This is a genomic window from Paraburkholderia sp. Tr-20389 (assembly GCF_017104565.1).
GTDB lineage: Bacteria > Pseudomonadota > Gammaproteobacteria > Burkholderiales > Burkholderiaceae > Paraburkholderia.
The window spans coordinates 66,626-93,445 of sequence record NZ_JAAGPD010000008.1; the positions used below are offsets into that span (position 1 = coordinate 66,626).

At 62.7% G+C, this 26,820-nt stretch carries 24 protein-coding genes and 3 pseudogenes; 4 read left to right on the forward strand and 23 right to left on the reverse strand.

Annotated features, from left to right (window positions below; genetic code table 11):
- Positions 1-4: 4 nt before the first annotated feature.
- The 13 genes and pseudogenes from sctT to G3N95_RS11785 form a co-directional block, all read right to left on the reverse strand.
- Positions 5-808 (reverse strand): type III secretion system export apparatus subunit SctT, encoded by an 804-nt coding sequence (sctT, locus tag G3N95_RS11725; protein WP_205970154.1) that lies wholly within the window; start codon positions 806-808, stop codon positions 5-7.
- A gap of 71 nt (positions 809-879) precedes the next feature.
- Positions 880-1,386: pseudogene (locus tag G3N95_RS11730) on the reverse strand (hypothetical protein); the annotation flags it as partial.
- A complete protein-coding gene (locus G3N95_RS11735; RefSeq protein ID WP_205970155.1) occupies positions 1,379-2,749 on the reverse strand; it encodes a FliI/YscN family ATPase in 1,371 nt (456 codons plus the stop codon). The pseudogene G3N95_RS11730 and the gene G3N95_RS11735, both read right to left, overlap by 8 nt.
- Positions 2,746-3,372 (reverse strand): type III secretion system stator protein SctL, encoded by a 627-nt coding sequence (sctL, locus tag G3N95_RS11740; protein ID WP_205970156.1) that lies wholly within the window; start codon positions 3,370-3,372, stop codon positions 2,746-2,748. Before sctL ends, G3N95_RS11735 begins: the two co-directional genes overlap by 4 nt.
- Complete coding sequence (locus G3N95_RS11745) at positions 3,354-4,061, reverse strand: SctK family type III secretion system sorting platform protein (protein WP_205970157.1); 708 nt, start codon at positions 4,059-4,061, stop codon at positions 3,354-3,356. The genes sctL and G3N95_RS11745 overlap by 19 nt, the downstream gene beginning before the upstream one ends.
- A gap of 30 nt (positions 4,062-4,091) precedes the next feature.
- The gene (gene sctJ / locus G3N95_RS11750; protein ID WP_205970330.1) at positions 4,092-4,925 is read right to left on the reverse strand and encodes a type III secretion inner membrane ring lipoprotein SctJ; all 834 of its coding nucleotides are present in this window, start codon (positions 4,923-4,925) and stop codon (positions 4,092-4,094) included.
- 57 nt (positions 4,926-4,982) lie between these two features.
- Positions 4,983-5,507, reverse strand: a complete 525-nt coding sequence (locus tag G3N95_RS11755; protein WP_205970158.1) for a hypothetical protein — start codon at positions 5,505-5,507, stop codon at positions 4,983-4,985.
- Positions 5,508-5,646: 139 nt separating this feature from the next.
- Positions 5,647-5,859 carry a hypothetical protein gene (locus G3N95_RS11760; protein ID WP_028366128.1) on the reverse strand — a complete coding sequence of 71 codons (213 nt, stop codon included), beginning with the start codon at positions 5,857-5,859 and terminating at the stop codon, positions 5,647-5,649.
- A 160-nt stretch (positions 5,860-6,019) separates the two neighbouring features.
- Complete coding sequence (sctD, locus tag G3N95_RS11765) at positions 6,020-7,342, reverse strand: type III secretion system inner membrane ring subunit SctD (protein WP_241018445.1); 1,323 nt, start codon at positions 7,340-7,342, stop codon at positions 6,020-6,022.
- A gap of 13 nt (positions 7,343-7,355) precedes the next feature.
- The gene (sctC, locus tag G3N95_RS11770; RefSeq protein WP_205970160.1) at positions 7,356-9,443 is read right to left on the reverse strand and encodes a type III secretion system outer membrane ring subunit SctC; all 2,088 of its coding nucleotides are present in this window, start codon (positions 9,441-9,443) and stop codon (positions 7,356-7,358) included.
- The gene (gene sctS, locus G3N95_RS11775) at positions 9,443-9,721 is read right to left on the reverse strand and encodes a type III secretion system export apparatus subunit SctS (protein ID WP_205970161.1); all 279 of its coding nucleotides are present in this window, start codon (positions 9,719-9,721) and stop codon (positions 9,443-9,445) included. Before sctS ends, sctC begins: the two co-directional genes overlap by 1 nt.
- On the reverse strand, positions 9,718-11,913 hold the full coding sequence (sctV, locus tag G3N95_RS11780; protein ID WP_205970162.1) for a type III secretion system export apparatus subunit SctV: 2,196 nt from the start codon (positions 11,911-11,913) through the stop codon (positions 9,718-9,720). The genes sctS and sctV overlap by 4 nt, the downstream gene beginning before the upstream one ends.
- 265 nt (positions 11,914-12,178) lie before the next feature.
- The gene (locus tag G3N95_RS11785) at positions 12,179-13,024 is read right to left on the reverse strand and encodes an autoinducer binding domain-containing protein (protein ID WP_205970163.1); all 846 of its coding nucleotides are present in this window, start codon (positions 13,022-13,024) and stop codon (positions 12,179-12,181) included.
- Between the two features lie 290 nt (positions 13,025-13,314).
- Here G3N95_RS11785 and G3N95_RS11790 point away from each other — a divergent pair, with 290 nt between their 5' ends.
- The gene (locus G3N95_RS11790; RefSeq protein ID WP_205970164.1) at positions 13,315-14,211 is read left to right on the forward strand and encodes a LuxR family transcriptional regulator; all 897 of its coding nucleotides are present in this window, start codon (positions 13,315-13,317) and stop codon (positions 14,209-14,211) included.
- 531 nt (positions 14,212-14,742) lie between these two features.
- Here the strand turns inward: G3N95_RS11790 and G3N95_RS11795 are convergent.
- The 3 genes and pseudogenes from G3N95_RS11795 to G3N95_RS11805 form a co-directional block, all read right to left on the reverse strand.
- Positions 14,743-16,095 carry an epoxide hydrolase gene (locus tag G3N95_RS11795; RefSeq protein WP_205970165.1) on the reverse strand — a complete coding sequence of 451 codons (1,353 nt, stop codon included), beginning with the start codon at positions 16,093-16,095 and terminating at the stop codon, positions 14,743-14,745.
- 178 nt (positions 16,096-16,273) lie between these two features.
- Positions 16,274-17,266: a carbon-nitrogen hydrolase family protein gene (locus tag G3N95_RS11800; RefSeq protein WP_205970166.1), complete on the reverse strand. Its 993-nt coding sequence runs from the start codon at positions 17,264-17,266 to the stop codon at positions 16,274-16,276.
- 324 nt (positions 17,267-17,590) lie between these two features.
- Positions 17,591-17,857, reverse strand: a pseudogene (locus G3N95_RS11805) (IS5/IS1182 family transposase); the annotation flags it as partial.
- 248 nt (positions 17,858-18,105) lie between these two features.
- Here G3N95_RS11805 and G3N95_RS11810 point away from each other — a divergent pair.
- From G3N95_RS11810 to G3N95_RS11820, 3 genes are all read left to right on the forward strand, one after another.
- Positions 18,106-18,816 (forward strand): SDR family NAD(P)-dependent oxidoreductase, encoded by a 711-nt coding sequence (locus tag G3N95_RS11810; RefSeq protein ID WP_205970167.1) that lies wholly within the window; start codon positions 18,106-18,108, stop codon positions 18,814-18,816.
- A gap of 266 nt (positions 18,817-19,082) precedes the next feature.
- Complete coding sequence (locus tag G3N95_RS11815; RefSeq protein ID WP_205970331.1) at positions 19,083-19,499, forward strand: organic hydroperoxide resistance protein; 417 nt, start codon at positions 19,083-19,085, stop codon at positions 19,497-19,499.
- Between the two features lie 78 nt (positions 19,500-19,577).
- On the forward strand, positions 19,578-20,111 hold the full coding sequence (locus tag G3N95_RS11820; RefSeq protein ID WP_205970168.1) for a tautomerase family protein: 534 nt from the start codon (positions 19,578-19,580) through the stop codon (positions 20,109-20,111).
- Positions 20,112-20,347: 236 nt separating this feature from the next.
- Here the strand turns inward: G3N95_RS11820 and G3N95_RS40530 are convergent.
- From G3N95_RS40530 to G3N95_RS11850, 7 genes and pseudogenes are all read right to left on the reverse strand, one after another.
- A pseudogene (locus tag G3N95_RS40530) lies at positions 20,348-20,513 on the reverse strand (integrase); the annotation flags it as partial.
- A gap of 57 nt (positions 20,514-20,570) precedes the next feature.
- Positions 20,571-21,191 carry an ANTAR domain-containing protein gene (locus G3N95_RS11825; protein WP_205970169.1) on the reverse strand — a complete coding sequence of 207 codons (621 nt, stop codon included), beginning with the start codon at positions 21,189-21,191 and terminating at the stop codon, positions 20,571-20,573.
- A complete protein-coding gene (locus G3N95_RS11830) occupies positions 21,188-22,348 on the reverse strand; it encodes a transporter substrate-binding domain-containing protein (protein ID WP_205970170.1) in 1,161 nt (386 codons plus the stop codon). Before G3N95_RS11830 ends, G3N95_RS11825 begins: the two co-directional genes overlap by 4 nt.
- Before the next feature lie 9 nt (positions 22,349-22,357).
- Positions 22,358-23,359 carry an asparaginase gene (locus G3N95_RS11835; protein ID WP_205970171.1) on the reverse strand — a complete coding sequence of 334 codons (1,002 nt, stop codon included), beginning with the start codon at positions 23,357-23,359 and terminating at the stop codon, positions 22,358-22,360.
- A 44-nt stretch (positions 23,360-23,403) separates the two neighbouring features.
- Positions 23,404-24,111, reverse strand: coding sequence for an ABC transporter ATP-binding protein (locus G3N95_RS11840; RefSeq protein ID WP_205970172.1), 708 nt, complete (start codon positions 24,109-24,111; stop codon positions 23,404-23,406).
- Positions 24,108-25,958: a branched-chain amino acid ABC transporter ATP-binding protein/permease gene (locus G3N95_RS11845; protein ID WP_205970173.1), complete on the reverse strand. Its 1,851-nt coding sequence runs from the start codon at positions 25,956-25,958 to the stop codon at positions 24,108-24,110. The genes G3N95_RS11840 and G3N95_RS11845 overlap by 4 nt, the downstream gene beginning before the upstream one ends.
- Positions 25,951-26,784: a branched-chain amino acid ABC transporter permease gene (locus G3N95_RS11850; RefSeq protein WP_205970174.1), complete on the reverse strand. Its 834-nt coding sequence runs from the start codon at positions 26,782-26,784 to the stop codon at positions 25,951-25,953. The genes G3N95_RS11845 and G3N95_RS11850 overlap by 8 nt, the downstream gene beginning before the upstream one ends.
- Positions 26,785-26,820 lie beyond the last annotated feature (36 nt).

A 26,820-nucleotide genomic window follows, 5' to 3' on the forward strand; every position in this document is an offset into this window, starting at 1 on the left:
ACGCTCAGTGCGTGCCCTGCAGCAACGCGCGCAGCAGCGCCACCATGCCGCCGTCGGGATTCAGCATGTCGTGCAGCGACGCATACACGACAGGCAGGAACAGCACCATCATCAGCATCGCGAGCGCGCTTTTGACCGGTTGCGAGAACGTGAACACGTTGAGCTGCGGCACCGCGCGCCCGACCAGACCGATGCCCGCCTCGACCAGCACCAGCACGATCACGACAGGGGCGGCGAGCTTCACCATCCAGACGAATATGGCATCCGTCTGCTGCACGACGAAGGTCGACAGGACCTGCGACAGGTTCGGCAGCAACGCGCCGACCGGCCACCACGCGTACGACTGCGCGAACACCTGCACGATCATCTGCAGGCCGCCCGCCGTGACGAACAGCGCGATCGAGACGAAGTTGAGAAAGCCGGACGTGGGGCCGCCTTCATGCCCGCCCATCGGATCGAAGAACGACGCATTGCCGCTGCCCGTCTGAAAGTCGATCAGATAGCCGACACCCTGGATCGCGAACAGCACCGCGCTCATCGCACCCGCGAGCAGCACACCGACGAGCGCCTCTTTCGCGGCGATCAGACACCAGACGAGAAAAGGTAGATCGACGATCTGTGCGGGGTCGATCACGGGTGCGACGAACGCCGCGATCACGACGGCAATGCCGTTGCGCACAAGGCCCGTCACGATCTCCTCGTTGAATACGGGGACGATCAGCATCACGGGCAGAAGACGCGGCATCACATATAGCAGCGGCTTCGCGCTGCCCGCGATATCGGAGAACTGCTGCGCCTGGTCTAGCATCGCGGGTCGCGGGTAAAGGGAAGCGGTTCGTGCGCGGCGTCACCCTGATCCGCGGACGCATCCGTTGACGCCGTGCCGAAACGGCGCACCGCGAAGCTGTCCGCGAGATCGTCGGCAGCGCGTTCGCTGCGCGCCGCGCGAGACTTCAGCGCGCGCTCGCCCGCTTTTTCCAGCTTGTCTTCGGCGGCTTTCGCGCGGCGTGCCGCGCGCTGCAATTGCGCCAGTTCCGCTTCGTGGTGGTCGTGCGTGACGCTTGCCTGCATCACCGTATGCGTCGCTTTGCCGATCCGCAGGTTCGCCGTGCGCGCATCGGCGGCGGCTTCCTGGTAGACCCGCGCAGACGAAGCCTCATGGGGCCCCGCACCACCTTCGCCGTGTGCAAGCCGCTGCTGGATCGCCGCCTTCGCCGCGAGCTGCGTATCGAGGCGCTGCTGCGCGTCGTCGAGCGCGCGCCGGCTTTGCGCGGCAATGCCCTGTTGCCGCGCAGCGGCGACGCGCGCGAGTTGCGAACGCATTTCGCGCACGCGCTTCAGGCGCGCGAGCGTGGCGAGCACGGCGGCATCGTCGGCGTCAGACATGGGCTTCGGCCAGTTGCGCGAGACGCGCGAGCGTCGGTTCGTACGGCGCGTTGTCGGCCGCGCTTTGTGCGCAGAATGCCGCGAGCGCGTCGCGGGCCCGCAGCGCGAGATCGCCGAGACGATCGCTGCCTTCGCGATACTCGCCGATCTGCACCAGCAACTCGATTTCCTGATACTTCGCCAGCAGTTCGCGCGCGCGCCCCGCCGCGCGCTGGTGCGCGGCGTTCGTGACGAGCGGCATGACGCGCGACAGGCTCGCGAGCACATCGATCGCGGGATAGCGGTTCGCCAGCGCGATCTTGCGCGACAGCACGATATGGCCGTCGAGAATCGAGCGCACTTCTTCGGCGATCGGGTCCGACTCCTCGTCGCCTTCGACCAACACCGTATAGAGCGCCGTAATCGAGCCGCGCTCGCCCTGCCCGGCACGCTCCAGCAGACGCGGCAGCACCGCGAACGTCGACGGCGGAAAGCTGCGGCGCGTGGGCGGCTCGCCGCTCGCCAGACCGACTTCGCGCTGCGCGCGGGCGAAGCGCGTCAGCGAATCGACCAGCAGCAGCACGCGCTGCCCGGCGTCGCGGAAATGCTCGGCGATCGCCGTCGCGACGAGTGCGGACTTGACGCGCTCCATCGCGGGACGGTCGGAGGTCGACACGACGAGAATCGAACGCGCGCGCACCTCCGGCGACAGCGCGTGTTCGATGAACTCGCGCACTTCGCGGCCGCGCTCGCCGACCAGCGCGATCACGTTCACATCGGCCTGCGCGCCGCGCGCGATCATCCCGAGCAAGGTGCTCTTGCCGACACCGGAGGGCGCGAAGATGCCGACACGCTGTCCTTCGCCGAGCGTCATCAGGCCGTCGATTACGCGCACGCCCGTCACGAACGGCGTGTCGATCATGCGCCGCGCGAGCGGATTCGGCGGCGGCTGCTGCGTCGAAACCCAGACGCCGCCCGTCACGGGGCCGCGCCCGTCGAGCGGCGTGCCGAGTCCGTCGAGCACGCGCCCGAATAGCGAAGTGCCGACCGCGAACATATGCGCGCGCCCCGACGGCACGACCGTCGTTTCCGGCGACAGCCCTTCGACGTCGCCGAGCGGCGTAAGCAAGGTCGTTTGCCGGGAGAAGCCGACCACTTCCGCGAGGCGCACCGGCTGATCGGGCGTGTGCAGTTCGCAGATTTCGCCGAGCCGAGCGCGGATGCCGGTCGCGTTGAGAATCTGCCCGACCGCGTGATTCACGCGCCCCTGCACCGATACGGGCGAAAAGAACGCGAGCCCCGCGTCGAGGTCGCCGACGAGACGGCCGCCGTCGAGCGGCAACGCGTCGTCGCCAATGCCGGAGTCGCGTGCGGGCGTGTTCATCGCGCGACTCCCTTCAACGGTTCGCGGCGGATCGCCTGGCGCAGCGCATCGATCTGCAAGTCGAGGCTTGCGTCGATACGTCCCGAAGGCGTTTCGACCGTGCAGGCCTGCGCGGCCACTTGCGCATCTTCGACGATGCGGATGCGCGAGCGGACCTGTTGCATCGCTGCACCCGCGAGCGCCGCCTCCATCTCGTCACGCCGGCCAGGCGCCACATGCACGATCAGAAACGCTTCGTCCCGCACGAGCGGCAGAATGCGCGCGAGCGCCGCTTCATAGAGCCGCTGCGTGTTCATCTCGCCGACAATCGCGCGCACGGCTTTCACGACGATCTCGGCCATTGCGTCCTTCATCGATTCCATCGTCTTCGCCGCCGCGAGCGCCTGGGTGTACGCCTGCGCCGCATGTTCCTGCTGCGCGCGCCGCAAGCCTTCTTCATAGCCCGCGTCGCGGCGCGTATCGAACTCACGCTGCGCCGCTTCGACGATGCGCTGCGCTTCCTCGCGCGCCGTCGCGATCACGGCCGACGCGTCGAGCAGCGCTGCGTATTCGCGCTCCTTGAGCACCTTGCGCTCGGACAGCAGTTGCAGGTTGTCGCTCGTGATCAGAAAAGCCAGTCCCATGCTGCGAACCTCTCGGGGATCAGATACAGAAACAGCAGCTCGCCGAACTGATCGCGCTGCGCGTGGTTGAGCAGATACGGCGCTTCGCTGTCGATCGCGAGATTGAACTTGAGCGTTGCACGCCGCTCGACGGACGCGCCCGCCGCGCCGATGAAATCGGCCAGCAAACGTCCGCCGCGCGCGCGGATCACGGCGGGCAGCGCGGCGGGATCGTCGCGCCACGGTTCGAGCGTTTCGCCAAGTGCGCCGAACTCGGGCGCGCGCTCGAGCGCCAGTTGGAGCGCATCGGCGCCCAGCTTCCCGACCACTTCCGCACGCACGCGTCGCTGCTGCAATGCGTCGCGCAGCCACGCGCGATGCAGCAGCAGGCCGGCATAGGACGCGAGCTGTTCGAGCGCCGCGCCCGGCAGCAACGCGAGCCGCGCGAGCGGCGTCGCGGCGGCGAAATCGGCTTCGTCCGTCCGCGCCACGCCGTGCAACTCAAGCAGATGACGCGCGATCACCCGCCGTCCCGCTTCGCCGAAACGCGAGAAATGCCGGTACTCGGGCGGCCAGTCGACGGGCACGCGCGTCACGTGCAGATACACGTCGGGCCTCAAATTGAACTCGCACACCATCCGGTAGAACACGACATGCTGCGGCGGCGCGGGCGACGCGAGCGCGTGGGTCCAAGGCAGGTTCGCCGTCATGCGCGCTCGCGAGGGTTGCGTGCCGATGCGCTACGCACTGTCGCGCGCGCTCTCGGCCACGCGCACGCCGCGCGCGTTCACCGCGCCCTCGCTGCGCGCGCCGCCGCCCAGCAGCCCCGCGAGCCGTCCGCCGAACATGCCGCGCCGCGCGGCCGACAACGCGATCACCGCGAGCGTCAGCAGAAGCAGCGCGCCGACCAGCCAACCAAGCGGCGAACGCAGCCGCACGATGTCGGTCAACGCATTGCCGATGCCGTTGACGGGCGCCGACTTTGCCGCCGCCGGCTGCAGGAACAGCGACACGTTGTCGTACTGCAAACCTTCGATGCTATGCGCGACGAGGTCCTTCACCATCGGCGCCATCGCGCGCAGATCGACGCCCGGTTTGTAGCGGATATACACAGCCGCCGACGAAGGCTTGATCTTGTCCGCGAGCGGATCGTTCTCAGGGATCACGACCTGCACCCGCGCGACCACCACGCCCTCGATATCCTGCAACGTGTGCGTCAGATCCTGCGACACGCCGTACAGGTAGCGCATGCGTTCCTCGGCGGGCGTCGACACCAGCCCCTGCTTCTGGAACAGCTCGCCGACGCTCGCGAAATGCGGCTTCGGCAGACCGTTCGCGTGCAGCACGGTCAGCGCGGACTGCATGTCGTCGTCGGCGACTTCGACGAGCCACGCCTGGCGGTCGGACGCATCGCGCGCATCGTTGTCCTTCGACGCAGCGATGCCTGCGTCGCCGAGCACGGCGACCATCTGGTTCGCTTCCGCTTCCGTGAGGCCCGAATACACTTCCTTCTGGCAACCCGCGAGCAGCAACACGAGCGCGCCTGCCGCGGCGGCACGCGCGAATCCCTTCATGCGCGGCCTCGCATCAGGACCCGGCGCGCGCGGGCCGTTGAGTGAAGCTGTCATCCGTCATTCCTGATTCTTGAGAATCGAATGCGTCAAGCCGTTGGTTGCCTGCGCGACGGCAAGGCTCAACTGATATTCGGAAATCGTCGTGGTCGCGCTCCACTGGAAGTCCATCGCCTGCGCCATCGACATCAGCGGGTCGTTCGAGTTTTGCGACATCGACGTGAGCATCTGTTCCTGGTGCTTCTGCAAGCCGGAATAGCGCGTGTCGAGGTCGCTGGTGAAGGTGCGCAACCGCTCGACCAGCGACGAATGGTTCGCGTCGGCAGGCGTCATGCGGACGTCCGCCGATACGGGCGGCGTCCGCTGCGCTTGCTGCGTCTGCTGCGACGGCACCGTCGGCGTCATGCTCTGCACGCCCGTGCCCGTGTGCGACGCCTGCATCAATCCGTCGAATTGCCTGACCTGTGCCGCGTCGGGCGCCTTGTCGGCATTGGCGTTGACGCCTGAGCCTGCATCGGCGCCCTGTGACGCCGCCACGTTGGCGAGCGCCGCCGTCGAAGGCGGCGCGACACCTGAGACTGTCATGATCGGTCCTCCTTGTACTCATCCAGTCGACGCATGGAAAGCCAGCCGCAACGCGCGCACGCCCGGCCGCCGCCGATGCGCTTCATCGGCGTAGCGGCTCCTGCCGCAAGGGCGCTGCGCGGGCGGCCAGCGCCCGGCGTCAGGAGCGGCCCGCCGAACCGATATGCTCCGCTGCCTGCGACGCGGCCGTTCCGGCTGCGGACGTCACGGCGCCCGTCGTCTGGAACGTGCTGGTCGAGCCCTGCACCATGAACTGGATTTCGGTGAGTTTTTCCTGGGCCTGGATCAGTTGGTTGGCCTGGTTCTGGACAGCGCCCGTATCGGTCACAGGACCCGTGGTATTTCCGCTCATCTCGCACTCCTTCAAGTGTTGACAGACATGCCGGCTGCGCGGCATCGTGCCGTGCGCCGCCGCTTACGCGAGACTTCGCATCGGCATCGACACGAAGACTTGCGTTCTGATGCGCGATGCGATGGATTACGCGTCGCGCGAATAAGGTTGTCGCGGTTTCTCATGGTGGTAACGCGCGCGTTCGCGGCTGTGCCGTGGGCGGCGCTTCTGGTGCCGTACCCGCAACGGACGAAGCTGCCGTGCCCGATACCGGCATCGCCACACCCGCCGCCGCGCCACCCGTCACCGCCGAGGCGGGCTCTGCCGCCGACGCACCCGCCGGCGTGCCCGCAGTCTTCCCGCCGAGCGGCATCGTCACGCGCCGTCCATCCACATCGAACACCACTTCATCCGGGCCTATCGAGACGACCGTCGGCCCCTGCTTCATCCTCGCGCCTTCGAAATAGCGGCTGCCATCGACGGTCTCGATGTACCGTTGATCGCCGTCGCCCGCGAACACCGTGACGATCTCGGGAATCCCAGCCGTGCCGCCGAGCATGCCCGCGCGCATCGGCGGATGCGGATCGTCGTAGCGCACGCGGTCGACGACTTCGAGCGCGGGCCGCGCATCCTTCATGTAGTTCTGGATGCGCTGCGCGATCTGCGCGCGCGGCGCGCTGCCCGTCAGTTCGATCCGCCCGCGCCCCTCGTAGCTCACGTTCAGCGGCGTGTCGCTGAAGTACGTTTGCGCGGTGGCGAGCAGGTCGCTCACGACATAGATGTTGCCGAGCGCGGCGTTATCGACGCTCGCGACGATCTGCGCGACCTTCTCGCGCTCGGCTGCATCCTTCACATAGCCGGTGACGAGCGCGCCGTCTTCGCGCGGCGCGACCTCCAGTTCCGGATAAGCACGCAGCGCCTGTTGCAGCCGATGCACGCGCGATAGCGTCGATTCGTGCTGCCACGGCAAACCGCCCGACCACGCAACCAGCCCATAGCCGAGCGCGCCCAGTGCGACGCCGATCCACAACGCCGCCAGCACGATCACGAAGCGCCGGCTGCCGACGCGCCGTCCCGCATCGGCGAGCCAACCGAGCCACGCGGCGTCGCGGCCCGTTTGCGGCTGGTCGCTTTCGGCGGGTACGGCCACCGCCGACAGGGCATTGCGCGCGATGCCGAGCCGTATCGAGCCGACCGTGACGACATCGGCGGGTGTCAGCGAACGGCGGCCCGTGCCGAGCGGTTCGTCGTTGAACAGCACGGGCGCGCTGCTTTCGCCGAAGTTCTGCACCGTCACCGCCAGCGCACCGACCTGCAGGCACACCTGCTTCGCCGCGATCTCGCGGTCGGGCAGGATCACCTCGCAGTCGGCCGCCGTGCCGACCCAGTTCGCCCCGCGCGCAAGCGACATCGTGCGTCCGTACATCGGGCCGCTGAGAAAGCAGAGATTCCACGGCGACGCGAGGGCATCCCGCGATGGCGCAGCCGGCGGCGCGTTCGACATGGCCGCGTGCGGATCAAGGGTGCTCGTAGGCATGATCCTGGGTTCCCTGGTTTTGCGGCGCGCCCGTCTGTGTGACGGCGGGCTGCGACGCCGCGTCCTGCGGCGCGGGCGGCGGCAGCGGCGGGCCGTAGCGCGTGCCCGGCAGCGGCTTCGGCGTGAGCGGCACGGCGACGTCGTTGTCGGGCGGGCGGTACATCGTCAAGCCGTTCGCATCGGGCGCGCTGCCGAGGTTCGGGTTGATCGGCGCACCGTCCGGCGCATACATCGACGCACTGCTGACCACGCGCGGCGTCAGCAGATAGAAGCGCTCCATGTGCTCGCCTGTCTTGTCGGTGTACTTGAAGAGGTTGCCGATCAGCGGAATGTCCTTCAGCCAGGGCACGCCGCTCTGGTTCAGTTGCACCTGATCGTTGTTGAAGCCCGCGATCAGCAGGCTCCGCCCCTCGTCGATCATCGTCTTGGTGACGATATTGCGCTGCTGGATCACGGGCACGTTCGACACCGACTGTCCCGGCACGACGTTGCCGTCCTGGATGTCGATCGACATCATCACGCTCGCCACATCCGGCGCGTGCGCGGCCGCCGCCTGCACCGCCGCGTCGTCGACGATCATCGGCGTGACCTTGATGCTCGTGCCCGTCGTCACGCTGTACAGCGACGAGTCCTGGAAGCCCTGCACCTGCACGTAGAACTGCGTGAGGTTTTCGAGGATCGCTTCCGTGTTGTCGAGCGCGAGCACCTTCGGCTTCGAATGAAGTTCGGCCTTGCCCGTCTGCGCGAGCGCGTTCACGCGCGTCAGAAGATAGTCGCGCAGCGAGCCGCCGATCGAGGCCGTCAGCGCAATGCCCGTCGGCATGAAGGTGCCCGTCTGCCCCGGCTCCGTCGTACCGACGCCGAACGTGAGGGGCGGATTGCCGCTACCGTTGTATTGGGTGTTGCCGTTGAGCGGGCTCGAGCCGTTGCCGATCTGCACGTCGCCATGCGTGGTGTGCAAACGCCAGTCGATGCCGAGACTGTCCAGCGAGTTCTCGTCGATATCGATGATCGTCACGTTGATCTCGACGATGCGCGGACGCACGTCGAGTTCACTGATCAGCGACTGATAGCGATACATGTTTTCAGGCAGATCGCGTACGAGCACCGCATTGATGGCGGGATCGGCTTCGATCTGCGGCAGCGTATCGCTGCTGCCCGACGATCCACCCGAAAACGGCAACTGGCTGTCCGGCGATGCCCCCGCAGCGCCATAGCCTCCGTAGCCCGCCGGGCCGCCCGCGATATCCGGAAACTCGATGCGCGGGACCGCGATCGTCACGCCGGAGCCGAGCTTCATCTGCCGCGCCGCGCCGCCGAGCGTCGCGTTGGTCGGCATGATGTTCTGCCGCGAGCCGCCTTTGCCGTACAGACGCTTGAGCATGGTCGCGACGCCCGGAATCACCACTTCCTTGCCCGAGCGGTTGATCGTGAAGTCCGACGCCCAGCCGTACTTGAGCCGGAATGCGCGCACATCGGCAAGCTGCCCGTTCGACGACGGGTTGCCGACCGTGCTCACCGCCTGCCTCACCAGTTCGATATAGCGGCGCGGACCCGACACGTAGATGCTGTTCGAGCGGTCGTTGATGACGAGTTGAAATCGCTTGTCGGTGATCTGCATGGTCTCCAGCGCACGGCCGATTTCACCTGCCGAACTCGGCGGAATCGGAATGACCTGGCTTTGCGACTGATCGGCGGGATCGACATAGAGGAACGAGCCGTCGTAGTACCAGGTGAGACCATAGGTCGCGCAGACTGTGTCGAGCGTCTGCTGCGGCGTGCCCGAAAAACGTCCACTGATCGTGCCATCCACTTTCGGATCGACCACGGCCGTCACGCCCTGCGACGAAGCCAGCTCGCGAATGAAGTCCGCGATCTTGCGTCCGTTCGCGACGATCGTGAACGGACGGTTACGCCAGCGCAGCTCGGCTGCGCGCGCGGGTTGGGATAGCGCGGTGAGCATCGATACCGACAGCAGCGCGATCACAGTCAACATCGCAAGCGCGTTCTGGGCGCGCTTTCTTTGGCGCGTCGTGTCGAAGCGAAGTGGAACGGCACATCGGCCCATCAGAGAACACCCGTGGAAGAAACGAACAAACGCGTCAGCGCCTGCTGCGCGAAGCGCAGCACCTCGCCACCCAGCCATCCGGACAACACCACCAGCGCGACCAATACGGCGATCAGCCGCACGGCGATACCGATGTTCGAGTCCTGCACCTGCGTCACCGCCTGCAGGATCGCCACGGCGAGACCGACCACCGCCGCGGTCAGCACGATCGGCAGCGACAGCAGCAGCACCAGCACGAGCGCCTGCTGCGTCAGATCGAGGATCGTCGTAGCGCTCATGGCGACGCCTCCGCCGCACGCACGTCGGCCCCTGCGCCCGTCGTGCCGTCGTCGGGCGGATTCTTCACCCAGCCGACCGTATGCAACTGCACGTCCTCTTCGATCTCCTGATACGACAGTACGGGCAGATCGGGCAGCACGGGCTTCAAGATCGACTTCGTGTAACGGCGCGCGCCGAGCGCAACCATTACGGCGAGCCGCGCATGGCCGTGCTGTGCCGGCGACGTGCCCGACGCATTGACGATCGCGCGCACCTGTTCGCAGATGTCCTGCTTGATCGCGCTCGACAACGCGAGGAAATTGCCCTGCTTGGTGCGCATCACAGCGCTTTCGATGCGTTCCTGCAGGTTCTGTTCGAACAGCACGACGCGAAGCTGGCGAGTGGCGCCCGCGTGCCGGTCCGTGATCATCCGGCGCAAATCGATCCGCACCAGTTCGACCAGCGCAATGACATCATCTGGCTCGTTCGGCGCCCACGTGATGAGGCTTTCGAAAATCACGCGCAGATTGCGGATCGGCACCTGTTCGGCGAGCAGACGCCGCAACACTTCCGTCACCCGCTGCAACGGCACGAGGCGCGTCAGTTCGCCGACGAGTTCGGGATGGTCGCGGCGCACCAGATGCACGAGCGCCTGCGTCTCCTGAATGCCGAGCAGCTCGTCCGCGTGTTGCCGCACGATCTGCTCGACGTGCGCGGCCAGCACTGCTTCGTTCGACAGATGCCTGCCTTCGGGCACCGCCGTCGCATCGGCCCTGATCCATAGCGCGGTCGCGAACGGGCCGAATGCTTCCGCCGGTTGACGCTCCGCGCTGTCGGGCAGCGGCGATGCGCCGTCCCACAGCAGCCAGCCCGGCTTCAACGCGCCGTGCGCGGCGAGTACGTCCTGCAGATAGATGCGATAGCCGCCGTCCGGCGCGCCTTCATCGTCGTTGAGCGTGATGCGCGGAAACACCGTGCCGATGTCCGCGTCGACGCGCGCCTTGGCGCTCGACAGCGCCGACTGGAGTTGCGCGAGATTGAGCGCGCTGCGCAGATCGGCGGCAAGCGTGACGGCGATCAGTGACGTCACGCCCGCGACATGCGACACGCGCGCAGCCTCGCCTTCGCCTTGCACGCTGTCGATGCGGCCGGCGATGTTGATCAGGTTGAACGAAGGCGCGGCGGTACGGCGCCGCATTTGGAGAATCGCGATGCCGCCGATCCCCAGCGCGATCAGCGCGAACGACCACTTCGGAAAACCCGGCACGATCAGAAAGCCCGCGAGCACCAGCGCCGCGATCAGCAGCGCACGCGGATGCGCGCCCAACTGTTCGCCTAGCTGCTCGCCCAGTTGGCGCTGACGCGTATCGCGTGTCGCGACGCGCGTCGTCACGATGCCCGCCGCGATCGACACCAGCAGCGACGGAATCTGCGAAGCCATGCCGTCGCCCACGGTCAGGATCGCGTAACGCTGCAACGCGTCGCCGATGCTCATCTCGTGCATCACCGTGCCGACGGCGATGCCCGCGACGATGTTGATGAACGCGATCACGAGTCCCGCGATTGCGTCGCCCTTCACGAACTTCATCGCGCCGTCCATCGCGCCGTGCAGCTGCGATTCCTGTTCGAGCTTTTCGCGCCGCTCGCGTGCTTCGTCGGCGCTGATGATGCCCGCGCGCAGATCGGCGTCAATGCTCATCTGCTTGCCGGGCATCGCGTCGAGCGAGAAGCGCGCGCCGACTTCCGCAACTCGTTCCGAACCCTTCGCTATCACGATGAACTGCACGACCGCGATCACCAGAAAGACCACACCGCCCACGACGACGTTATTGCCGACGACGAGCCGCCCGAATGCGTCGATCACATGGCCTGCATTCGCATGCAGCAAAATCAGCTTGCATGACGCGATATTCAGCGACAACCGGAACAGCGTCGTAAACAGCAGCAGCGCCGGAAACGAGGAAAAGCTCACGGCAGAAGGCACATATGTCGATACCGTCAGCAACACGACACTGACGGCGAGATTCAGCGAGATCATCCCATCGAGCGCCGCCTGCGGCAGCGGCAGGATGAACAGCGCGATGACGGCCACGATGAATGCCGCGAGAAACAGATCGGCGCGCGGCGCCGCAGCGCGTCGTGTGCCGGATACGCTCGCGCCAGCGGAAAACATCCGCTGCCAGCCGCGCGAAAGCGCTTTTGGATCTGCCATCGTCGAGTACCCGCTCCCTGTTTGAAACACAGTTTGTGATAGCTGTTGAGGCTCGTCTTTATAGATTCGATCTTGTTTGAATCGTGTTCTTCGGCGCACGGTTTTCGCAGCGCGCACGCGTTCCGATGCCCAGCGGGGTATCCGAATGCGAACGAGTGTAGCGGCGCGAGTCTGGTGAAAAGTCCGCGTACCTCGTAGGCTGCGCGTCACTTTGACAGTGAAGCGCACGCACCACTACGAAACGCGCGAATGGCTCAGCGAACGCTCATGCGCGTAGGCGACGTGCCGCCAGGTAGGCAAGTTGCGCGCGATTCTGAACCTTGAAGAGACGTTCGAGTGTCTGGATGTGAGTGCCAACCTTGTGCAGCGAAAGATGCAGCGCGTCGGCGATATCCTGATCCGGCAAGCCCTGCACGAGCCGTTCCAGCACCGCTTCCTGCTCGGCGTCGAGCACCACGGCGCGGACATGCCGGACGCGCGCAGCAATGTACGGCTGCGCAAAGCGATGCACCGCGAGGCTCATGGAGAGCGCCGTGCCGACTACGCGGTCGTTGATCCAGTCGGCATCGTGCAGTTCGGAGGTAAGCCCTACGCCTACGCTCAAATCGAGTTGCGGCGCCGACAGGCTGAAGATCACGCCGCTGTTCATACCGTGCGCTCGCAGCGATGCGGCAAGTGCAAGCGCGCGGCGATCACCCGTGCGTTGCGCGTCCTCGTCGATGCGGTCGAGCTGCCATGCAACGGGAAAACCGCTTTGCTGCACTTCGGCGAAACGCGGATCGGAGGCGTACCACATGCCGTCGAAATAGGCCTGCATGAAAGACACTGGCGCGAGATCGCGCAATACATAAGCGTGCAATACACGCTGGCCAATCATTTCATATGCGCCGTAACTCAATGTACTGAAACCCGCCGCTCTCATACGTGCGTGGATTTGACAAAAATCGAGTTCGAATGGGTCGGATTTGCCGACCGTCACAGGCGATCCGGTAATTACGCCATTGTCGATACTGCGTTCGTTATCTTTGCGTTCCGGAGTTGCGTCGCGGTGCGCCTGTACATCGGCGTACGAGAACCACTCGACAAGGGGTTCGCCGTCTTGTGCTGTCATAGGGAGGTTGCTCTCTTATTCTGTTCGATTTCATTTCGAACCCCGATACGTCTTTGGTCTTTTTATATGTACCGAACTTATTGTTTTTTCTTTTTTAGCGATTTCTCTTACGACATATTACGCGTGCATTCTTTCGTATGTACAATGCCCTCGAATACCTTGGTACTTCCCCCTCGCTGCTCAGATTCGCCTTTATGTCATTACACGCGACCAGCGCGATCTCTACGCAACAGGCCTTGATTCGCGGTCCTGCGTGAAATCCGATGCTGCCCGCATCAAGGACTGCGCCAATGTCTGAAGTTGTGTCGAGACCCCGTTCTGCATCCCGTAACATCACCCTCCGCGCCGACGCGTGCACACCGGACGACGCCGCGGGTCGCATTCCCGTGGTCTGGTACAACGATTCGAAGCAGGCTGCCGTCGACCAGAAAGGTGCGCCGCGTCTGGGCGTCGCGCAGATCCTGTCGAATGCGCAAAGCGAAGCCGAGCGTGCGCGTATCGTATCCAGCCTGCTGCATCTGACAGGCTTTTCGACCTTCGCCTATTTCGCGCTCGAATTCACGGGCGGCCGCGTGCAAAGGCTTTTTCTCCACGAAGCATTCACGCCTTCCACGTATCGCGGCGAGTACGTACACCGTCATCACTTTGATGTCGATCCGCGCACATTCGGCGCACGCATGTGCAGCATGCCGATCGTGTGGGACCTGCGCAATCTGCGCCAGCAAGGGGCGCGTCACAATCTCGCGCTGCCCGACGAACGCGAAACCTTCGCTGACTTCCTGCAGACGATGAGCGACGACGCGATGTGCAGCGGCATTATGTATTCGATGGCGATGCCAGGCACGCGCCTGCATGCGTTCATGAGTTTCACGGCGCCGCGCCGCAGTCGCGACTGGATCACATCGGCGACCGTCGAACAGGCTCTATCGATCGGCTTGTCAGTTCACAAGTTCGTTTCTCCGAAGCTGATCACGGCTGCGCGCGAGCACACGGCGAACAGTCTGACGGCGTTCGAACAGAAGCTGCTGACGGGGATTGCGGAAGGCGCATCCGACAAGGAGATCGGACGGCGACTCGATACGAGCGCCCATAACGTCGATTATCATCTGCGCAAGTTGCGCAAGCGTTTCGGCGTGTCGAACCGGATCGAGTTAACATATCTGACGGCCAAGATGGAGTTGATTTGAGCAGATGCCAGACTCGCTTGCGTTCTCGCGGTCGACACCACGCCTTTTCGTGCCGGTCTCGGATACGTGGCGAGTGAAGCAACAGGCCGCGCAGAAACTCGTCGATTTGGCGGATGTGAATCTTGTACACAACCATTCAGCGCACCACGTGCACGACACCGATGCGCGCTCTTTGCGTGCCTCGTCGCCAGCGCGACATCAGCATCGACCCGTTTGCCGGCGCCATGCGTGCGCGGCGACGCTCTGAATTCTCGCGCGTTCGTGAAGACTGCCTTTCGGCCCATGCTAACGTTCAATGTGCCCATCGACCGTGGCTTGCGAATCTCCATGCGCAACGCACCCCTCTCAGATGATTCTGGATGCACCAGACCAGAGCGCCATATTGCGTGGCGCTGCCGGAATTGCTAGCCATCCCTCGCTGAGCGTCCGGGAACGGACCCTCATCAGCGTCTCATAACGCTGACGGCCACGGTTTCGTATCCGGCATCGGCGTGCTCGTTCGCCTCCTACGAAAGAAAGGACGTGGCTTTCTTAGGAGCGCAAAGACCTTAACCCCGTGCGCACTTCATTCGCGAAAAGCATTGGCTCTTCCCATGCTGCGAAGTGTCCACCTGTCTCGGGCTTGTTGAAGTAAATCAGGTTGTGATACGCCTTTTCAGTCCAGCTTTTCGGCGCCTGGTAGTTCTCCCCGGGAAACGCGCTGACGGCGGCTGGCACGTTCACGTCGGCAGCAACCAGGAAGTTCGCGTGCGACTCCCAATAGAAGCGCGCCGCCGAGATGCCGGTGTTCGTCAACCAGTAAAGGGTAATGTCGTCGAGGATGTCGTCACGCGTCAACGCGCCCGCTGAATGACCGTTGACTGGATGGCCGAGCACGGCCGCACTCAACGCCGCGGCGGGCTGGCCGTACCCATCACCGTGATCGAGCAGCCAGGATGCCAGCGCGACGGGTGAGTCGGCGAGCCCGTATAGCGTCTGTGGACGCGTAGCCATTTCGAACGCGTAGCCGCGCTTCTTCTTGAAGTTGGCGCTCAGCTGTTCATACGCGTGCTTTTCCTCGTCAGATAGGCCGGCAGGTGTTGGGTCCCCCGCGGCCAGCGACTTCAGAATGTCAGCCGGAACGGATGCTGGGAAGTTGACATGGATGCCGATCAGCTCGGGCGGCGCCTGCTTGCCCATGATGTTGGTGACAACGCCACCGAGATCGCCCCCCTGGGAAGCAAAGCGCTCATAGCCGAGCCGCTTCATCAAGGTGACCCAGGCGCGCGCAGTACGCTCTGGGCCCCAACCCGTGGCAGTGGGCCGCGCCGAAAACCCGTAACCAGGCAACGACGGAATCACGAGATGGAATGCATCCGAGGCCGGGGCGCCGTATGCGGTCGGATTGACGAGCGGATCAATGATTTTGAACTGTTCAACGATTGACCCGGGCCAGCCGTGCGTCACGATCAACGGCATCGCGTTTTCGTGCTTCGACCGAAGGTGGATAAAGTGGATGTCAAGGCCGTCGATCTCCGTGATGAACTGCGGATACGAATTCAGGCGCGCTTCGCACTTGCGCCAGTCGTAGCCGGTCGCCCAATATTGCGCGAGCCCCTGAATGGCGGCGAGCTGAATGCCCTGCGATTCGTCAGACACCGTCTCGCGATCTGGCCAGCGGGTGGCCTTGATGCGACGCCGCATGTCGACGAGTTGCGTGTCGGGAACATGAACGCGGAAAGGACGAATCGCGGACCTGTCACCGTTCGCGGGTTCAATCATCTTGCCGGGTGCCGGGTTCGTGTCCGCGAAGGCAAAACGACCCAGCGAACCGGCTGCGAGGGCTGCTGCGGTCATGCCGACAAAGTGTCGGCGCGATAAAGATTGAGGCGTGCTTTTTGACATGGTGTCAGTCTCCTACTTCAAATCAGCGTATTGCGTTGCGCGTGAAGTCTGCAAAATGCGCGTACCGGTCGGCCATAACGCCGATTCGTTGCATTTATGTATGTATATACACATATATATCTAAAGGAATGCGCATACACGCCTTGAATTTTAGAGCGGCAATCCAGCATCCGTCCGTTCATGCATAGTGCGAACACAGATCGTCCGAACCCTGCTCCGTGACGACAATCGTATGTGAAGTGCGTTCGTGAATATGCGTGGTCGGCGTGCGGTCGATCATCAGGCTCAGCAATTCAGGGCGGTTGTAGTGGCCGGCCGAGTCCATCAACATCTTGCGGCGGTCGATCAGTGTGAAGTCGAGATCCACGATGACGTCGCCTTCGCCAGAGCGAAGTGGATCGGCCATCAACATGCCGTCAGGGGAGACGACCGTGGTGAAGCAGCCGCCCGATATCGGTCCGATTCCACAACCGGTGTCCTTCATGATCTGCGCTTGCTGCTCCGCGTCCAGCCACGCCGTTGCGTTGACGACGAAGGCGCCGGACTCGAGTGCATGCTGGCGTATGTTGATTTCCATCCGCTGTGCGAAGCCCTCGCCGAACGCTGAGCCCGGGTACATCGCCGAATGGATCTGCTCGCCGTCGGCGATCATCGCATAGCGTGCGAGCGGATTGTTATGTTCGAAGCATGCGAGCTGGCCGATGCGGCCGACTGCACTATCGACGGCGCGCAGACCCGAACCGTCTCCCTGGCCCCAGATCATGCGTTCAAAATGCGTTGGCGTGATCTTGCGGCGGCGTTGGATCAAAGTCCCGTCGGCGTCGAAAAGCAATTGCGTGTTGTACAGCGTGCCGCCATCGCGTTCATTGACCCCGATGGACACGACCATGCCAGCCTTTCGCGCGGCTTCTCCGATCGCGTCGGTGACGGCCGACGGCACGGTCACGGACTGTTCGAGCAGGCGCAGATGTTCGCTACCCGACAACAATTCGATGCCCGTCTGGACGGCCGCGAAGTAAGGGTAATAAGGCACCACCGTTTCGGGAAACGTGGCGAACTGCACGCCCTTCTGGCCCAGTTCATGGATCTTCTGGACGACCTTGGCGACCGTTGCTTCCCGACTATAAAGCACCGGACTGAACTGGACGGCGGCGGCTTTGACGACTTTCATGACAAACTCCTTGATGAAGAGTGGGGTACCAGGCGTTGATCGGCGAGATCTGCTGCACGCGCGTCAGCAGACAGTTGCGCGCGATCTGGATGCTCAGCGGTCCATCCGCGGTGCGGTCCAGTTCAACGGTTTCGTTCGATCCGTGTTGCATATGCGCCACCTCGGTAAGCCCAGTTTTTGTGTCGCGGCGCTCTGCTCGCGATGGGCGCATTTGAGCGGACCAACGTATCCCGTTCGTGTCCGAGAGTTGGGCGTGTGTAAGCGGGTGTATTCCTCTTTGTTCGTAGATACAGTGTGATACAAAGGGATGTCTCCGCCAGCCCCCTTCAGATAGGAAAACCGACAGTTCGGCACGTGAAACGGGTGCACCACCTTCGCCCTCACGCCTGCCCTGAGCCGCTCGATCCGCTCATAGATCCTGTCGAGCGGTTTGCTCCCCGTCCAGCTTTCGCCCCTTGCCCGACCTCATCGCGACGTACCACTGAATCGCTCCCGTTTGCCCGGCTTCTCGATGCCCACATAGGCCGCATCGGCGAAGGCAATCTGTTCCTCGCCGTGCAACAGCTCATGCGCCACCGTGATGTCGTGAACGGTGCATGGCATCAACCCGAGTGACCGCGTGCGCACAACTGAATTTCAGTTAAAGACCATTTGGACACGCCCAGCCTGCATCCTGACACGCCCGAGTGAACAGATGACGAACCAGCCGCACTTATTCCTGGCGATCACAACTGTTTGTCCATTGCGGGTGTACGCAAGTCGCTCGCGGAACCCTAGATTGACGACCTGACGGCACTGTCAATTCCGACATCAGCCGAACAATCGTTCAGAGGTCAATCATGAGCAATTCGCAAAAGGTCGCTATCGTCACGGGTGCATCGCAAGGCATTGGTGCCGAGATCGTCAAGGGCTTCCGTGAGCAAGGCTATCGCGTCGTCGCAGTAGCACGCTCGATCAAGCCTTCGGAAGATCCGAACGTCGTGACGATCGCCGGCGACATCGGTGACCGGGAAGTGGCACAGCGTGCCGTATCGGAAGCCGTCAAGCGCTTCGGCCGCGTCGACACGCTGATCAACAACGCAGGCATCTTCATCGCGAAGCCCTTCACGCAATACACGGCTGAAGATTATGCCGCTGTGCTGAACGTGAATGTGAACGGCTTCTTCCACATCACACAGCTCGCCATCGCGGAGATGGAAAAGAACAAGAGCGGTCACGTGCTGCAGATCACGACGAGCCTCGTCGATCACGCGATCGCAGGCGTGCCGTCGGTTCTCGCGTCGCTGACCAAGGGCGGCCTGAACGCGGCCACGAAGTCGCTTGCCATCGAATACGCGAAGACGGGTATCCGCGCGAACGCCGTCTCGCCGGGCGCCATCAAGTCGCCGATGCACACACCGGAAACGCACGACGCACTGGGCGCGCTGCACCCGGTCGGTCACATGGGTGAAATGAGCGACGTCGTCAACGCCGTGCTGTATCTCGACTCCGCGCGGTTCGTGACAGGTGAAATCCTGCACGTGGACGGCGGCCAGAGCGCTGGGCACTGAGCATGCCGAGAAGCCCCTACGAGGGCCTCACATTTCCGGGCGGTAATCCGTTTGGCGCCGGGTGAGGCGTGCGATACCTGTACCTACAATCGATATGACGGCGCAGAACCGGCGTTGCACTCGCTGCATCTGGCACGCCGCGGCCGTGTATGCGCTGTATCTGCAGGCAGGTTGATACCTGAAACTACAAGCCCGCCGCTTTCCGACACATGTGGGATACATCTGCGCACTTTAGTACTTCCATTGATCAACTGAAGCAAACCATCATGAATCGAATCGAAAACGTCCTGTACACAGGCAAGGTCCGTACGACGGGCGGCCGCGAAGGGGGCGCGCGCAGTTCAGACGGCCGCCTCGACATCAAACTTTCGCGACCGGGTTCCGCCGCCGCCGGGACGAATCCCGAGCAGCTGTTCGGTGCCGCCTGGTCGGCATGCTTTATTGGGGCAATGGGTGGGGCTGCACGCGCGTTGAAGGTGATACTGCCGGCCGAGGCGAGTGTCGATGCCGAAATTGACTTTGGGACTACTGATGACGCGTACTTTCTCGGCGCGCGTTTGAACGTGAGTCTTCCCGGCTTGCCGCTTGATGTCGCTCAGGCGCTGGTGGACCGGGCACATCAGACCTGTCCGTATTCCAAGGCTACACGCGGCAACATCGATGTCGAAATTGCGCTCATTTAGCCGCTATGCATGCCTGCACGAGTTGAAGAGTTCTCGTGCAAACCGCAACGTCAAAACACCTGATGAAGGAGCAGTACCATGCCAATGATCGACGCACTCTGGCCGGAAGATGCCTTGCCACGGGAGGCGGAAGCCCATCTGATCAAAGAATTGACTGACATTCTGATCAAAGCGGAAGGGTATGATCCAGCCAATCCGATTGCACAGAGCGTATCTGTTCTCAATCTCCATCGACCTGCTGCCGTATTCGTCGGTGGGGAACGCTCGAAAGCGGCGCGCTACCGGATCATTCCGTCGGCTCCTGAGGGGCAATACACCGACGAGTCGCGGAGAGCGCTGGTTAAGGCAGTCACGGAAGCGGTGGCCCGCGCCGAGAACCGGCCGTTTGAAGAAGTCGCGTCGCGCGTCTGGGTCTTCCCGACCGAAATTCCGGAGGGCACCTGGGGCAGTCGTGGCGCCATCTATACGCTCCCCAACATTCACGCTTTGCTTGCCGGTGAGTCCGAACGGAGTGCCGGCGCGGAGCGACTCGCGCGCAGACGCCGCGAAAAGGCTCGTATGACGCTCGATGCCATTGTCGATGTATTCCAACGGGCGAGGGACGATGCTTAGCGCGAGCTTGCAGGTCGACGGGTACGAGCCTATCTTGGTGTTGCCGATATGTGCGCTTCGAAGCATGTCGTGGCACTTTCGGCAAAGGTGTGAGGCCATGAAGGAATTGCGTCTCTCAGCTAGTCGGATAACACGGCGGTAACACCTTGACCGCTTCGCCCGAAAAGCGCCGCGACATGAAAACGGCCGCACGAATTCGCATGAACCATCATGTCGTGCGGCCAACACTGACCATACTAGCGTTCAGTCTGTTCCGAACTCTCCAGCGCGTCATCGACTTCGATGCCAAGCTCGCAGATTCTTCGTGCGTTTGTAGATCAAGATCGCCTTCGTCCGGCGCATCGCATGCGTGCCGTAGACTGTCGGATCAAGTCCTGCTGCACCCATCCATCGACTTATCATCAGCAAAACGTCAACAGACCGGACGTTCCCCGACTCCGTGCATGAATGTGCCCCGAATCAGGATTTCGGCGCCTTTCCGAAACCCAATTTTTCCATTGCTTCGTGTGCGTCGATCACCATGGTTGCGATTTCGCCTACTGTCACACGCAAACTTGTTGCTCGCGAACGCATGTGCTCATATGCATCGTTTTCAGCGAGTCGATGCGCATCCATCAGAATGCGGATCGCTTTCTCGATGAGGCGCCGAGCCTTGATTGCCTCCTCGAGCTTGCCGACCTTTCCTTGCAGACGCTGCTGATACCCGCAGGACGCGCGCGCCAGCACCAGCGTGCTGAGAATCCCGTTAGAACGGTAAGGCTTCGTGATCACGCCATGCGCCTGCGTGTCGACGAGCATTTTCAGGGCGGTAGGGTTTTCGTAGTCGGACAATGCGATGAGCGTTGCATCGGTATCGGCTGCGCTCCAGTTACCCGCGCTGCGAAGCTCAGGCCCAACCAGAAAGAAAATCACGTCCACATCTTTGGGCAGTAGCGCCGGGAACGGCCAGACCAACCTGACCGGACAGCCGATCCGGCGCAGTTGCTCTTCAAGGACGGTTCGGTCCTCGCCGGGTGGATGAATCACGACAACCTGCAACGTACGCAAATCGTCGAAGAGTCGTCGCGCGCCCGAGTTCATGCTGTTTCTCCATCCAGCCAGAACTCTGCAAAGCCGTACGCGGTGAGATACGGATCCGGTCGCACCGGCTGACGGCTTTCCCAAACCACCTTGAACGAACCGTCTGGCTGACAGACGGCAATACGAGGCGTGAGGATCGCATGATTGTTTTCACGGTCGATCTTGAGCACGCCTTCCGGTGAATCAAACTCGACTTCGTGCACCGCTTCGACGAGTTTCGCCGTGTTGAGGCTGCGCGTGCGCGCGAGTGCCCCTGCAAACAGATGGACCTGGTTGTAAGCCATTTCGGACCACATGCTGGCAGGCTGGTCGCCGAAACGCGCACGCCACGCTTCAAGGAAGCGCCGGTTGCCGTCGTAATCCACGGTGTTGACGTAGCTGGACGAAAGAATATGCCCGCCGCAAAGCTCGGAGCCGATCATTCGCGTCTCGCCCTCCGTCATCGTCAGGCTGGCAATCGGGATATGAGCCGGATCGATGCCTCGTTCGCGGTACAACTGGTAGAACGCGCGCGCGCTTCGCCCGACCAGCGTCGAGAACACGACGTCCGGCTCGACCGTCTTGATTTCGTCGACAACCGCCGCCAGTGCAGAAGCGTCGGCGTCGATTGGCAGATAGAGTTCCTCGACGATTTCCCCGCCATTGTGTTCGACCATATCACGCATGATGCGATTCGATTCGCGCGGATAGATGTAGTCGGCACCGACGAGAAAAAATCTTCGACCACAGTGACGAAGCAGCCAAGCCGCGAGCTGCATGCTGTTCTGGTTCGGCACGGCTCCGGTATAAATGATGTTTGGCGAATATTCGAACCCTTCGTAGATCGAGCAGTACCACAGCAACGCGTTGTTGCGTTCGATCACCGGCAGCACGGCCTTCCGGCTCGACGAGGTCGAGCATCCGAAGATCACGGTGACATCGTCTTCCTGCAGCATGCGCGTCGCGAGACGCCGGTATTCGTCCACGTCGCATTTTGGATCGTAGACAACCGGATCGAGCAAGCCGCCTGCGATGCCGCCCGACGCATTGATCTCCTCGATTGCCAGTACCGTTCCGTAGAAATGCTCGGTTTCGGTCGCGGCCGTTGCACCCGCGCGCGAAAACAGCACGCCGATGCGCCAACCGGGCTCGCTGGTCAAGTCGGGGCTTGTGTTCATGAGCGTTCCCTATCGATCAAAGAGAGATTGAATCTGGTCGGGATTCGCCGTCGTCTGCATTACCAGCATCAGCAGAATCCTCGCCTTCTGCGGACTCAGGTTGTCCGCGAAAACCGCGCCGGCGGCCTTTAGCGTACTCCCTCCGCCCGTAAAGCCGTAGACCGGGCGCACGCGGCCGGTCGGCACGCGCGTCGAAATGACGATCACCACGCGCGCGGCTATGGCGTCACGGATCGCATCGAACATCTCAGCATTCACGTTACCGAGACCGAGCGCCTGGATGACGATCCCCTTCGCCCCGAGCGCGACCGCGGCACGCACGAGGCCACCATCGGCGCCGCCGTGCATCGGCACGATCTCTACATAGGGCAGGTCGTGCCTGGACAGTACGATGAATTGCCGCCGCAACGCGGCTCGGGCAAACATGACGCGATCGTCGTCGACCGTGCCAAGGAAACCGGAATCGCCGGACTTGAACGACTCAACGTCCGAAGTATGCGTCTTGGTCACCTCTCGGGCCGCATTGATCTGATTGTTCAAGACGACCAGCACGCCCTTGCCTCGCGCGTCAGGCGACACGCACACACGCGCTGCATTGAGCAGGTTGCGGGGTCCGTCGAAATGCGGCGATGACGCGTTACGCTGCGCGCCGATCATCACGACCGGTTTCGACGAATCGATAGTCAGATCGAGAAACCATGCAGTCTCTTCGAGCGTATCCGTGCCATGAGAGACGATCACGCCAGTGACGTCGTCATGCGCAAGAGCCATCGCGACCGACTCGCGTAGCGTCACCCAGTGTGACGGTCCCATGTAGGGCGACGGCAGGTTGAACGGATTGCCCACTTCGAGTCTGGCGATGTTCGCCATCTCCGGAACTGTCCCAAGCAGATCTTCGCCGGACAGCGCAGGAACGGCAGCGCCCGTATCCGGATCGGTCTTCATCGCAATCGTTCCGCCTGTCGCGATATACGCGCAAAGAGGAAGCCGGGGAAGCGTATCGGTTGTCATAGATCATGCCGCGTCATGGTTGAAGATCTTTCCTGTCGTCGAGATCAAACGCGCAGATGCTCGAAGATCGAGGCTGCCGCTCCGGGATGCTTCGCATCGCCCTGCTCGATCACCTCCCCTTGTTTCAACACCGCGTAACGATCGGCTACCTTCAGCGCGAACGGCACATTCTGTTCGATGAGAAGGATCGTCGTACCGTGACGGCCTCGCTCCCAGAGCAGCGCATCGGCCAGACGATCGATCACGGAAGGCTGGAGGCCTTCGGTGATCTCGTCGAGCAGGATGACTGAAGGTCTCATCATCAAGGCACGCGCGACGAGCAGCATTTTCTGCTCGCCGCCCGACAGCGTGCCTGCATCCTGCTTCAGCCGACTCTTGAACACCGGAAAGATCGGTTCGATTTCAGCGAATCGCTCATTGAACACGGATACCTTGTGGAGACCCAGGCGAAGATTGTCGCGAATCGACAGATCCTGAAACAGCGCATGTTCCTGCGGCGCGTACGCGATACCGCTGCGAGCAATCCGGTGCGGCGGCAGCCGGGTAATGTCGAGCCCGTTGACATGAATCGCACCGGTCTTCGCCGGCAGATAGCCCATGATCGTTTTGAGCAAGGTCGTTTTGCCCATGCCGTTTTTGCCGAGCAAAGCCACAGCCTCGCCGCTCCCGATCGAAAGCGACAGGTCGCGAAGCACGACCGATGCCTTATATCCGCTCGTCACGCGCTCGATATGTAAAGCAGTCTGGCTCATCGTGCGTCTCCTTGTACGATTGCGTCACTGTTTCCAGCCGGCTGCGCCGTTCCTGCGTAGATCGTCTTGACCAGTTCCGAATTGACGACTTCCCTGAAGCTGCCCTGCATCACGATGCGGCCCTGATGCAGAACGACGATTCGTGTCGCGATCTCTTCCACGAAGTCGAGATCGTGTTCCACGAGCAGGCAGCACAGCCTGTAGCGATGCGCAAGCGAAGCGAGTACATCGCCGATTTGCGTTCGTTCAGTCTTCGTCAGGCCGGCCGTGGGCTCGTCGAGGAGCACGATGCGCGGTTCCAGCGCCAGCACCATGGCCAGTTCGAGCGCCTGCTGTTCGCCATGAGAGAGGTTTTTCGCGGCCTCGCCCAGTTTTTCATTAAGGCGCGTGGCGCGCATCACTTCGAGTGCGTAGGTCGGTAAAGCAAGCGAGCGAGAGCGTCGGAACATGGATGGCCTTTCGACGATAGTGCTGGCGATGCGCAGACATTGCGCCACGGTCAACGTGTCGAAGATATTCGCGTTCTGGAATTTGCGGCCCAGCCCGTATTGCACGCACCGCTCGGGCGGCAACTGACGTATATCGTGCCCGCACAGCATCACCGTGCCAGCAGAGCGCGCGGCGCCATCGCTCATGCAGCGCATCAGCGTGGTCTTGCCCGCCCCATTCGGACCAATCAGGCCGACCAGCTCGCCCGCGTTCGCTTCGAGATCAATCCCCTGCAACACCTTGAGACTGCCGAAATGCTTTGCGACGCCTTGCATCTTCAGTGCAGCCTCATTGCCCGCCGGCTGCCGCTGCACGTCGATTTCCCGCTCCACCAGGATCGGCTGTGCATCGCCATGGGTCACACGGCTGAACGGCTTGATGAGCAGCGGCACGAGCCCTTGCGGCAGCAGCACGATCACGAGCACGAACGCCGCGCCGAGAATCAGTTGCCACGCGAACGGCATGCTGCCGCTCAGATACGAGGTCGCAACGTTGATCAGCAACGCACCGGCGACTGGTCCCCACAGTGTGCCGCGGCCGCCGAGTGCCACCCAGATGATAAGTTGCGTGCCCAGCACGAACCCGGTCAGTTCAGGCGCGACCACGCCGCTGAACGCGCCGTAGCCGAAGCCCGCGAGACCGGCGACAATCGCAGCCGCGACCAGCAACGCGATCTTCACGAGCGATGTGTTGATGCCCAGGTACGCACAACGTGCTTCATTGTCGCGAATCGCGACGAGTACGCGTCCACCGTCGCTGCGCACGAAGTACCAGGCCAACGCGGCAACGAGAGCCAGCCCTGCCCCTGCGACCCAATACCATGCCTGAAGCGGCAAATCGAACGTCGAATAGCCGGTCAAGCCCGAACTCGACCCCGTCCACTCGCCGCCGGACAGCAGCAACTGGCTTAGCACGATCGGCAACACGAGCGACATCACTGTCGCGAAGAACGGGGACGCTCCGCGATAGAACGACAGCCAGCCTAGCAACGCGGCCACCAAGGCTGAGCCGACAACCGCAAGACCGACGGCGAGCAGCGCATAACCTGCTGAGAATCCGCCATGCGTAAAGACTAGCGCCGCAGCGTAAGCGCCGATCCCGAAGAAAGCTGACTGGCCGAATGTCAGATATCCCGTATAGCCCCAGAGGATATCCACCGTCACCGCAACGATCGCGAAGAAGAACGCCTGGATCAGCACATTCAGGAGATATGTGCTGAACAACAGCGGTCCGGCAGCCAGAAGCAGGACCATCAGCCCTGCGATGACGAGCGGTCCGCGCGCCCTTGCGCCATTGCGCCCGAATGGCAGCTCGCGGTGAATCTCTGCGACATCGGGCGAAGACTTCACGTTAGCCATGAGAGAACCCCTTCGGAAATACGCGCAACGTCAGCGCGGCGAGTACCGCGATGGTCAACCCGCCCAGCACCGGACTGACAAATGTACTGACGAGCACCTGGCAAGCGCCAAAGACAAGGCACGTGAGCAGCAGGCCGACCATCGAATAGCCGGATACCATGACGAGCATGAATGCGTTGACCAGGTATGGCAGCCCCATGTTCGGATCGACGCTCGACAGCGGCGTGATCAGCATGCCGGCAAGCGAGCCAAGCGAGGCGCCCAGGCTGAACGTAATAAAGCGGATGCGTCCGGAGTGAATGCCGAGACCACGCGCGAGATCTTCATTCATGATGACCGCTCGGGTTTTCACGCCGAAGCGCGTGCCGGACAGCAGTGCGGTCAGCAGCGTGCACAACCCGACGGCAATCGGAATCAGCAGCAACCGGTAAGCGGAATAGTCGGTGCCCGCAACAGAGAGCGCTCCTTTTAACGGCGTTTCCACAAACTGCACTTCGCGCCCGAACACCAATACGATGATCTGACCAATCACGATGCCGAGCCCCCACGTCGCGAGAATGGCATCGAGCGGTCGCTTGTACAGCGGACGCACGATCATCTGCTCGACCACCATCCCCACTACAACGCCAACTACGAGCGACAGGGGCACACCGAGCCACGGATTCAATTTCAGCTGCGTGACGACGAAGCTGGCATAGGCGCCCATCGTCAGCAGCGCGCCATGCGCAAAATTGACGATCTTCATAACGCCGAAAATCATCATCAGTCCCGCAGTGACGATGAACAGCAACGCTGCACTCGTCAGTACATCCAATGTCAGAACCATGGTCCTCTCCAATCGCATCCGCCTGCTAGCGCACGC